We start from the raw sequence: 9,126 nt of genomic DNA on the forward strand, positions 1-9,126 counted from the left end.
GCGTCGACCCGGTAGACCTCGGCGAGCAGGCCGGGGGTCAGCACCTCGGCGGGCGTCCCGGACGCGACCAGGCGTCCGGCGTGCAGGACGCAGAGGCGGTCGCAGTGCGCGGCGGCGAGGTTGAGGTCGTGCAGCGCGATGACGGCGGTGGCGCCGAGGCGGCGGACGAGGCGCAGCGCGTCGATCTGGTGCCGGAGGTCGAGGTGGTTGGTGGGCTCGTCCAGCACGAGCGTCCCGGTCCGCTGGGCGAGCGCGCGGGCGATCAGGACGCGCTGCTTCTCACCGCCCGACAGGCGGTCGAACGGCGCGTCGGCGAGGTGCGCGGCCTCCAACTCGGCCAGCGCTTCGGTGATGACGGCGCGGTCCGCGGCGTCGTCGCCCTGGAACGCGCGCTTGTGCGGGGTGCGTCCCATCGCGACGACGTCGCGGACGGTCAGCTCGAAGTCGCCGGGAGGCTCCTGGAGGACGGCCGCCAGCCGCCTGGCCAGGTGCTTGCCGGGCATCCGCCAGATGTCGTCGCCGTCCAGCAGGACCCGCCCGGAGGTGGGACGCCGCGCGCGGTAGAAGGTGCGCAGCAGCGTCGATTTCCCGGCGCCGTTGGGGCCGACCAGTCCCACGACCTCGCCGGGGGCCGCGGTCAGGGAGACCCGGTCGACCAGGGGGCGCCCGCCGATGACGACCGAGACCTCCGCGGCGCGCAGGCTTCCGGGTGCGGCGCTCGCCGGGGTCATCGGGCCGCCCTCCGGCGCATCAGGTACAGGAAGAACGGCCCGCCGACCAGGGCGGTGAGGATCCCGACCGGGATCTCCTCGGGGCTGATCAGGGTCCGCGCGGCCAGGTCGGCGGCGATGAGGAAGGCCGCGCCGAGCAGCGCCGCGGCGGGCAGCGCGCGGCGGTGGTCGGCGCCGACCAGCAGCCGGACGGCGTGCGGCATGATCAGGCCGACGAAGCCGATCGAGCCGCTGACCGCGACGACCGTGCCGATCATCAGGGCGACCAGGACGAACGCGGCCGCGCGGAAGCGGTGCACGTCCAGGCCGAGGGACGCGGCGGCCTCCTCCCCGGCCAGCAGCAGGTTGAGCGGCCGGGACAGCCCGAGCAGCACCGCCGTCCCGGCGAGCACCGCGGCCGCCGGGATCCAGACGGTCCAGGTGGTGCCGGCCAGTCCGCCGAGCGTCCAGCGCAGCGCCGCCTCGGCGCCGCGCGGGTCGTCGGACGTGATGATCAGGTAGCTGGCCACCGCCGACAGCACCTCCGCCGTCGCGACGCCGGCCAGCACCAGCCGCACGGTCGTCATCCGGCCGCCGGAGCGGGCCAGGGAGTACACCAGGAGCAGCGCGAGCAGGGCGCCGCCGAACGCGGCCAGCGGCAGCGAGAACATGCCGAACCAGGCCACGTGCAGCACCACGACCAGGACCGCCCCGACCGTCGCGCCGGACGACACCCCGAGCAGCATCGGGTCGGCGAGGGGGTTGCGCACCAGCGCCTGCAGCGCCGTCCCGCACACCGACAGGCCCGCGCCGACCACCCCGCACAGCAGCACGCGGGGCAGCCGGACGTCCAGCACGATCGTCTCGCGGACGGGCGGCCAGGCCGGGTCGGCCAGCGCCGGATGCAGGCGGTGCAGCAGGATGCCCCAGACCTGCCCGGGCGGCAGCCGGACCGAGCCGGCCGCGATCCCGGCCGTCGCCGCCGCCAGCACCAGCGCCGCCAGCAGCGCCAGCACCAGCGCGTAGGGGAGCCGGCGGCGCGGACCGGGCGCGGCCGGCGCCGTCCGGACGCCGGAGCCGCGGGCCTCGGCCAGGCCGGTCACGCGAAGCGGTCCGGATGCAGTTGCCGGGCCAGCGAGTCCACCGCGTCCGCGACGCGCACCCCCGTCACCGTGGACGACAGCGGCAGCACCGCGAACCGCCGGTTCTTGATGGCGGGGACGTCCTTGAACGCGGGATTGGCCAGCAGGAACGTCTTCTTGTCCTCGGCGGACTGCTCGCCGTAGTCGTAGATGAGGACGACGTCCGGCGCGCGCTCGGCGAACTGCTCGAACGAGACGTCCCCGTACGGCTTGCCCACGTCGGCGAACAGGTTGGCGCCGCCCGCGAGCCGGATCATCTCGTTGCCGATCCCGGCGCCGCCCGCGGTGAAGACGGTCTTGTCGCCGCTGTCGTAGACGGCCACCTTGACCGGGGCCGCGCCCGCCAGCCTGCGCTTCACCCCGTCCAGGACGGCGCGCATCGAGGCGAGTCGGCGTTCCGCCCGGTCCGGAACGCCGAAGATCTTCGCGACGGTCCGGATCTCCTGCTCGACGGTGGCCATGGTCACCGGCCCCTCGGGGCATTCCTCGATGTTCAGGCGGGTGGCGATGCCGGCCTTCCGCAACGCCGCCCGGCCGCGGCCCTCCTTCTCGTCGAAGGCGCTCGTCCAGCCCCCGTACACCAGGTCGGGTTCGGCCGCGAGCAGCGTCTCGTAGGAGGGGTACTCCTTGGAGAGCACCTTCACCCCGTCGTAGGCCCGCCGGAACTCCGGCAGGACCGCGTCGTCGAGGTAGCCGGTGCCGACCATCGACTTCTCCAGGCCGAGCGCCAGCATCACCTCGGTCGCGTGCTGGTTGAGCGAGACCGCCCGCTGCGGCGGCCGCTGATAGGTGGTGGTCACGCCGCAGTTGGCGTCCGTCACGGGGAAGCCGGGAGGCGCCGCGCCGGCCTGCCCGTCGGCGGTGCCCGCCGCGCCGCCGCATCCGGCCGACAGCAGCACCAGTGCCACCAGCGAAGCCAGGGCCCGCCTACCGCGCGCCCGCGTCGCCCGTACCGGCGCGGCCTCGCGCAGCCGTGCAGGGAACGCTGAACCCATGGGCATACAGCCCCTCCTCCCTGGGGAGATCCGCCCCAGTTGTTCCGAGGAGGCGACCGCGTGAGTCTCCTGGCTCTCGGGTCAACGCTCGTCCCGGCCTTCCCACCCGCGGGCGCGGGCAGTGGCATGGTTCGGGATCCGCTCGCCGATCACAGTGGCGGGACCGCGCCGGATTCGCACCGGCTTCCTCGTTCCGCCGTCGCCTACTCCGCACATCGTGACACATGCGGCGCGCGTGGCCGTTCCCCGGCCGGGCGCCCGCCCGGTCCGCCGGGCCCTTTGCGCCGGTCGGCCTCCGATGAGCGGTTCGTCACACGATGATCTTCCTTGACAGACCACTACTGCATGTTCTTAGTTACTGCATATGACTTGCAATAACTGAGGGGATGCATGACTCCGTCACCGGTGGCCCCGTCCGCCGCGGCCGTGGACCCCGACCTCGACGACCTGGGCGCGTCCTCCCGCCGGCGCCGGTACCTGCTGCTCCTGCTCGGGCTCCTGGCGGTCTTCCTCGCCACGGCCGTCGCGGCGGTCGGGACGGGCGCGGTGGCGGTGCCGCCGGCGACCGTCCTCGACGTCGTCGGCCACCACCTGATCGGCGCCCCGGCCGAGGTCACCTGGCGGCCGGCGCACGACTCGATCGTGTGGCGGGTCCGGCTGCCGCGCGTCCTGCTGGGGGCGGCGGTCGGTGCCGGGCTCGCCGTCACCGGCATGGCGCTGCAGGCGATGGTGCGCAACATGCTCGCCGACCCGTACCTGCTCGGAGTCAACTCCGGCGGCTCGACGGGAGCCGCCGCCGCGATCCTGTTCGGGTTCGGCGCGGGCTGGGGCGAGCACGCGCTGCAGATCGCGGCGTTCCTGGGCGCGCTGGCCGCCGCGCTGCTGGTCTTCGTGATCGCCCGCGCCGCCGGGCGGATCACCTCGACCCGGCTGCTGATGACCGGGGTGGCCGTCGGCTACGCGCTCTACGCGCTGACCAGCTTCCTGATCTTCGCGTCCGATTCGGCCGAGGGGTCGCGGTCGGTGCTGTTCTGGCTGCTGGGCACGCTGGCGCTCGCGCACTGGTCGGCGCCGCTGTTCGTGGTCGTGGCGGCCGTCGTCCTCGTGACCGCCCTGCTCACGCTGTGGGGGCGCCGCCTGGACGCGCTCGCGATCGGGGACGAGACCGCGCACACCCTGGGCGTCGCGCCGGCGCGGTTCCGCCTGGTGCTGCTGGTCCTGGTGTCGCTGGCGGTCGGGGTGCTGGTGGCCTCGTCGGGCAGCATCGGCTTCGTCGGGCTGGTGATCCCGCACCTGGCGCGGCGCATCGTGGGGGCCACGCACCGGAGGGCGGTCCCGGTCGCCGCACTGATCGGTGCGACCTTCCTGCTGTGGGCCGACCTGGCCGCCCGCATGGTCCTCAGCCCGCAGGAACTGCCGATCGGCATCATCACCGCGCTGGTCGGGGCGCCGTTCCTGCTCATCCTGGTCCGCCGCCTGCACGCCGGAAGCGAGTGAGACAGCCATGATCGAAGGACGCGGGCTCAGCTACGCCTACGGCGCGACGACCGTGGTGCGCGACATCGACGTGCGGGCCGAATCCGGCCGGGTCCTCGGGCTGCTCGGCCCCAACGGCAGCGGCAAGACCACGGTCGTCCGGATGCTCACCGGGATCGTGCCGCCCCGCAGCGGGCAGGTGCTGCTCGATGGGCGCCCCCTGGACTCCGTGCCCCACCGCGAACTCGCCCGGCGGGTCGCCGTCGTACTGCAGGAGCCGGGAGGCGACCTGCCGATGACCGTGGCCGACATGGTCATGCTCGGCCGGGCCCCGCACCAGTCGACGTTCTCCCGCAACGGCGCCGACGACCACCGGATCGCGGCGGCCGCGCTGCGCAGGGTCGGCGCCCGGCACCTGGCGGACCGGATCTTCGTCCGGCTGTCCGGCGGCGAGAAGCAGCGCGTGATGATCGCCCGCGCGCTGGCGCAGCAGCCCGCGCACCTGGTGCTCGACGAGCCGACCAACCACCTCGACATCCGGTTCCAGCACGAACTGCTCGCCATGGTCCGCGGGCTCGGCATCACCACGGTCATCGTGCTCCACGACCTCAACCTGGCCGCGCGGTACTGCGACGACGTCCTGGTCCTCCAGCGGGGCAGGGTCGTCGCGCACGGCCCGTGCGCCGACGTCCTGACGCCCGAACTCCTCGAAGGCGTCTACGGCGTCGGCGTCGAACGCCTGGAGACCTCCCGCGGCATCCAGTTCCTCTTCCACCCGCTCGACGCCGCGGCCGCCGCGCCGTCCCCGACCACCCGTTGACCAGAACGCCGGACGACCACCGCAAGGAGCGATGCGCCAGATGAAGCGATTCCTCGCCTGGGCCGGGGCCGGACTGCTGGCCGCCGCGCTGGCCGGATGCGGCTCGGCCGGCCCGGAGGCGGACGGCCGGGGCGGCACGGCCGTGAGCTACCCCCTCACCGTCAAGAACTGCGGGGTGGACGTCAGGGTGGACAGTGCGCCCACCCGCGCCATGATCGTCAACAGTGCCCCGCTGCAGTACCTGTCCTCGCTCGGCGTCCTGGACCGGCTGGGCTCGCGGGCCGGGAAGTTCCCCCCGGAGTACTACTCCGAGCAGACCCTCGCGGCGGTCGCCAAGGTCCCGTCCCTCACCGACCGGCTCGGCTCCGACGGGCACCTGAGGATCTCCACCGAGGCGATCATCGCGCAGGAGCCCGACCTGCTGCTCGGCCTGCCGGAGGGCGTCACGCGGGAGTCGCTCGCCGCGGCCGGCATCCCCGTCCTCCTCGAACCCAGCTTCTGCCCGGACGGGATCGAGGACCCCGGCTACGAGACGATCTACGGCCAGATGCGGCTGTACGGCACGGTGTTCGACCGGCGGGCCGAGGCCGAGCAGGCGGTAGCGGACCTCCAGAAGCGCATCAAGACCGTCGAAGCGGGCCTGACCGGCCAGAAGGGCCGCAAGGTGGCCGTCCTGTGGCCCTACCGGGGCGAGGGCACCGTCGGCGCCTACGGCAGCCGGAGCATGGCCACGCCGCAGCTGGAGACGCTCGGAGCCCGGAACGTGTTCGCCGACGTCGACAAGCGCGTCTTCGAAGTCTCCATGGAGGAGCTGCTGGGACGCGACCCCGACACCATCGTCCTGCTGCACACCGACGGCACCGACCAGGAGATCGAGCAGGCCCTGCTCGACATCCCCGGCGCCGAGGACCTGCGCGCCGTCGAGAACGACGCCGTCATGGTGCAGCTGTTCAACTTCACCGAACCGCCCACGCCCCTGGTCCTCGACGGCCTGGAGCGCCTCGCCGCCCACTTCAAGGGAGAGTGAACGCCATGTCCCCGCACTCGCCGATCCAGGACCGGATCACCTGGTACTGGGACCAGCACGCCCCCGCCTACCAGCAGTTCCAGGAGCAGCGGCTGGCCCACCCCGACTACAGCGCGGCCTGGACGCGGGTCTGGCGGGACGCGCTGCCCGGCGACGCCGAGACCGTCCTCGACGTGGGCACCGGGACCGGTCACGCCGCACTGACCATCGCCGCCCTCGGCCGCCGCGTGACCGGCGTCGACATCGCACCCGCCATGCTGGACTTCGCACGCGACAACGCCCGGCGCCGCGGGCTCGACATCACCTTCGTCCAGGGCGACGCGGTCGAGCCCGACGTGCGGGGCGCCCCCTTCGACGCCCTCGTCAGCCGCTACCTCCTCTGGACGCTGCCCGACGTCGACATCGCGCTGGGCAACTGGCGCCGCCTGCTCCGCCCCGGAGGCCGCCTCGCCATCGTCGACGCCCCCTGGCACGCCGGCGGGATGCGCCACTCCGACACCGACCCCAGGGCCCGCGCCTACGACGACGAGGCCCGCCGCGCCCTGGTGCTGGCCGAGGCGGAGACCATCACCGCCTGGCAGGACCGGATCACCGCCGCCGGCTTCGCCGACGTCGAGGTCACGCCGCTGACCGAACTCTACGAACTCGACGGCGTCCACGGCGTCGCGGCCGACCACCGCCGCACCCTGCAGCACTTGATCACCGCACGGAACCCGGAAACGGACGCGCCCCGCTCCGAGGACAGGGCATAGACCGTAGCCTCGCCACCCAGACCGCACACCAACCGCCGGAGAGACCATGGACAGTGAAGTCCGCTTCGAGAACGTGGCGCCTGTGATCCCGGTCCGGGACCTGGCCTCCGCCCTCGACCGCTACCGCGCCCTCGGATTCACGGCGCGGCGATCCGAGGACGACCACCACTACGGGTTCGTCGACTGGGGGCCGGTCTCGCTCCACCTCACCCAGTGGGACGAGCACGACCCCGCCCGCACCGGCGCGGCCGTCTACCTCTACGTCTCGGACGCCGCCGCCCTGCACGCCCAGTGGGCCCGGACGGGTGTCCCCGGCCGCCTCGGCGAGCCGGTCGACACGCCCTACGGGCTCCGGGAGTTCGCCTACGTCGACCCCGAGGGAACACTGCACCGCGTCGGCTCAGCGATCCCATGACGGCAGGCGCGGAGCCAGACCTCACGACTCAGGACGGCGGTGCGAAGGTCCCGGCCGTGGCGGACGTTCGTCCCTGCAGGTCACTCCGTTTCCGGGGAAGGAACGGGAGGCAGGAGACCTGAGAAGGGAGGGACCATGCAGTACGGCAACCCGGCAGGAGCGTCCGAGCAGATGTCGGCCGATGCCCGCAAGGCCGTCGAGGACGCGGTGTGGGCTCCCTCGGTGCACAACACCCAGCCGTGGCGGTTCGCCCTGCACGGGACCCGGATCAGCCTGAGCGCGGACATCGACCGCCGCCTCGACGTGGCCGATCCGGACGGCCGCGAGATGCTGATCAGCTGCGGCGCCGCGCTGTACAGCCTGAGGTGCGCGCTGCGCGCGCTCGGCTACGCGGCGGACGTGCAGTTGCTCCCCGACCCCGATCGCCCGTTCCTGCTGGCGGACGTCGATGTGAGGCCGGGGGAGCACCCCAAGCAGGAGATCCTGCGCGAGCACGCGCAGATCCGGCGTCGCCGCACCCACCGGGGCGGGTTCCTCCCGGACCCGGTGCCCGCGGGGGTCCTGGCGGCGATGCGGCAGGACGCCGAGCGCGAGGGCGCCCGGCTGGTCGAGGCCGTCGACGCGCACGTCAAGGGGGCGCTGGCGGCGTTGACCGACGCGGCCGAGCACGTCCAGCGGCGGTCGGCGGCGTACGCGGCGGAGATCGCCCGCTGGGCGCCCTCGCCGCGGACGGCCCGGTCGGACGGCGTCCAGGAACGCGCCTACCCGCGGCGGACTCCGCAGACCACGCCGCATTTCCCGGCCCGCGACTTCGCGCGCGGCCACGGATGGGGAGCACAGGACGCGCACGAGGGCGAGACGGCGTCGGCCGGACTGACGCTGGTGCTGGTCTCCGGCGGCGACGCACCCGCCGATTGGCTCCGGGCGGGGCAGGCGCTGCAGCGCGTGCTGCTGAGGGCGATGGAACGCGATCTGTCGGCGGCCTTCCACACCCAGGCGCTGGAAGTGCCCGAGCTGCGGGAGTTCATCAGGGCCCGGTTCTGCGGCGGCGCCCACCCGCAGATGCTGTTGCGCCTGGGCTTCACCGAGGGGGAGGAGCTGGGCACGGTGCGCCGCCCGGTCGGGGAGGTGCTCGACGAATCATGACCGAGCGGCGGGCGCCCTCGGCCGAAGGCTGACATCACGGATGTTGCCGGAGATACTGGGGTAATGGCCGACGGATCCCAGGCCGGTGACGATCGGGCCAGGCTCGTTCTCCCGCAGCTGCAACTTGACGACCTGCTGACGGAGTTGCAGACGCGGTTGGAGGCCGCGCGGGCGACTCGTGATCGTGTGCACGCGCTGCTGGAGGCCGTGGTCTCGATCGGCAGTGAGCTGGACTTGGAGTCGGTGCTGCGGCGGATCACCGAGGCGGCGACGACCCTGGTGGACGCGCGGTACGGCGCTCTAGGCGTCATCGCCGAGGAGGGCGGGCGGCTCGTCCAGTTCATCACGACCGGGGTGGGCGAAGACGAGATCGAGGCGATCGGGGACTGGCCGCACGGGCACGGCATCCTCGGGCTGCTGATCCGCGAGCCGCACCCGATCCGGCTGCCCGACCTCGGCGAGCATCCGGACTCCTACGGCTTCCCGCCCAACCACCCGCCGATGCGGACGTTCCTGGGGGTGCCGATCCGCGTCCGGGACGAGGTGTTCGGCAACCTGTACCTGACCGAGAAGGCCGGCGGCGGCGAGTTCGATCCCGAGGACGAGGTCGTGGTGACGGCGCTGGCCACGGCGGCGGGTGTGG

Annotated in this window: 10 protein-coding genes and 1 riboswitch; of the genes, 7 read left to right on the forward strand and 3 right to left on the reverse strand. The window is 73.4% G+C overall.

Annotated features, from left to right (window positions below; all coding sequences use genetic code 11):
* The 3 genes from ETD96_RS35010 to ETD96_RS35020 form a co-directional block, all read right to left on the reverse strand.
* Positions 1-731 (reverse strand): ABC transporter ATP-binding protein (locus tag ETD96_RS35010; protein ID WP_138640766.1); only part of this gene is annotated, 731 nt, incomplete at its 3' end.
* On the reverse strand, positions 728-1,813 hold the full coding sequence (locus ETD96_RS35015) for a FecCD family ABC transporter permease (protein WP_478209496.1): 1,086 nt from the start codon (positions 1,811-1,813) through the stop codon (positions 728-730). The genes ETD96_RS35010 and ETD96_RS35015, both read right to left, overlap by 4 nt.
* The gene (locus tag ETD96_RS35020; protein ID WP_240808455.1) at positions 1,810-2,853 is read right to left on the reverse strand and encodes an ABC transporter substrate-binding protein; all 1,044 of its coding nucleotides are present in this window, start codon (positions 2,851-2,853) and stop codon (positions 1,810-1,812) included. Before ETD96_RS35020 ends, ETD96_RS35015 begins: the two co-directional genes overlap by 4 nt.
* A 40-nt stretch (positions 2,854-2,893) precedes the next feature.
* Positions 2,894-3,073, reverse strand: a riboswitch (cobalamin riboswitch).
* A gap of 164 nt (positions 3,074-3,237) precedes the next feature.
* Here ETD96_RS35020 and ETD96_RS35025 point away from each other — a divergent pair.
* The 7 genes from ETD96_RS35025 to ETD96_RS35055 form a co-directional block, all read left to right on the forward strand.
* A complete protein-coding gene (locus ETD96_RS35025) occupies positions 3,238-4,344 on the forward strand; it encodes a FecCD family ABC transporter permease (protein WP_138640767.1) in 1,107 nt (368 codons plus the stop codon).
* A 7-nt stretch (positions 4,345-4,351) separates the two neighbouring features.
* Complete coding sequence (locus tag ETD96_RS35030; RefSeq protein ID WP_138640768.1) at positions 4,352-5,143, forward strand: ABC transporter ATP-binding protein; 792 nt, start codon at positions 4,352-4,354, stop codon at positions 5,141-5,143.
* A gap of 40 nt (positions 5,144-5,183) precedes the next feature.
* A complete protein-coding gene (locus ETD96_RS35035) occupies positions 5,184-6,170 on the forward strand; it encodes an ABC transporter substrate-binding protein (RefSeq protein WP_171069382.1) in 987 nt (328 codons plus the stop codon).
* Positions 6,171-6,175: 5 nt separating this feature from the next.
* Positions 6,176-6,922 (forward strand): class I SAM-dependent methyltransferase, encoded by a 747-nt coding sequence (locus tag ETD96_RS35040; RefSeq protein ID WP_138640770.1) that lies wholly within the window; start codon positions 6,176-6,178, stop codon positions 6,920-6,922.
* Positions 6,923-6,968: 46 nt separating this feature from the next.
* Positions 6,969-7,337, forward strand: coding sequence for a bleomycin resistance protein (locus tag ETD96_RS35045; protein WP_138640771.1), 369 nt, complete (start codon positions 6,969-6,971; stop codon positions 7,335-7,337).
* 135 nt (positions 7,338-7,472) lie between these two features.
* The gene (locus tag ETD96_RS35050; protein ID WP_138640772.1) at positions 7,473-8,483 is read left to right on the forward strand and encodes an Acg family FMN-binding oxidoreductase; all 1,011 of its coding nucleotides are present in this window, start codon (positions 7,473-7,475) and stop codon (positions 8,481-8,483) included.
* A gap of 63 nt (positions 8,484-8,546) precedes the next feature.
* A partial coding sequence (locus tag ETD96_RS35055; protein WP_138640773.1) for a GAF domain-containing protein occupies positions 8,547-9,126 on the forward strand: 580 nt, incomplete at its 3' end.

It is taken from the genome of Actinomadura geliboluensis, assembly GCF_005889745.1.
GTDB classification, from domain to species: domain Bacteria; phylum Actinomycetota; class Actinomycetes; order Streptosporangiales; family Streptosporangiaceae; genus Spirillospora; species Spirillospora geliboluensis.

Coding starts and splice junctions, on each gene's coding strand:
- ETD96_RS35020 (WP_240808455.1), bottom strand. CDS start 2,853: ATGCCCATGGGTTCAGCGTTCCCTGCACGGCTGCGCGAGGCCGCGCCG.
- ETD96_RS35025 (WP_138640767.1), top strand. CDS start 3,238: ATGACTCCGTCACCGGTGGCCCCGTCCGCCGCGGCCGTGGACCCCGAC.
- ETD96_RS35030 (WP_138640768.1), top strand. CDS start 4,352: ATGATCGAAGGACGCGGGCTCAGCTACGCCTACGGCGCGACGACCGTG.
- ETD96_RS35035 (WP_171069382.1), top strand. CDS start 5,184: ATGAAGCGATTCCTCGCCTGGGCCGGGGCCGGACTGCTGGCCGCCGCG.
- ETD96_RS35040 (WP_138640770.1), top strand. CDS start 6,176: ATGTCCCCGCACTCGCCGATCCAGGACCGGATCACCTGGTACTGGGAC.
- ETD96_RS35045 (WP_138640771.1), top strand. CDS start 6,969: ATGGACAGTGAAGTCCGCTTCGAGAACGTGGCGCCTGTGATCCCGGTC.
- ETD96_RS35050 (WP_138640772.1), top strand. CDS start 7,473: ATGCAGTACGGCAACCCGGCAGGAGCGTCCGAGCAGATGTCGGCCGAT.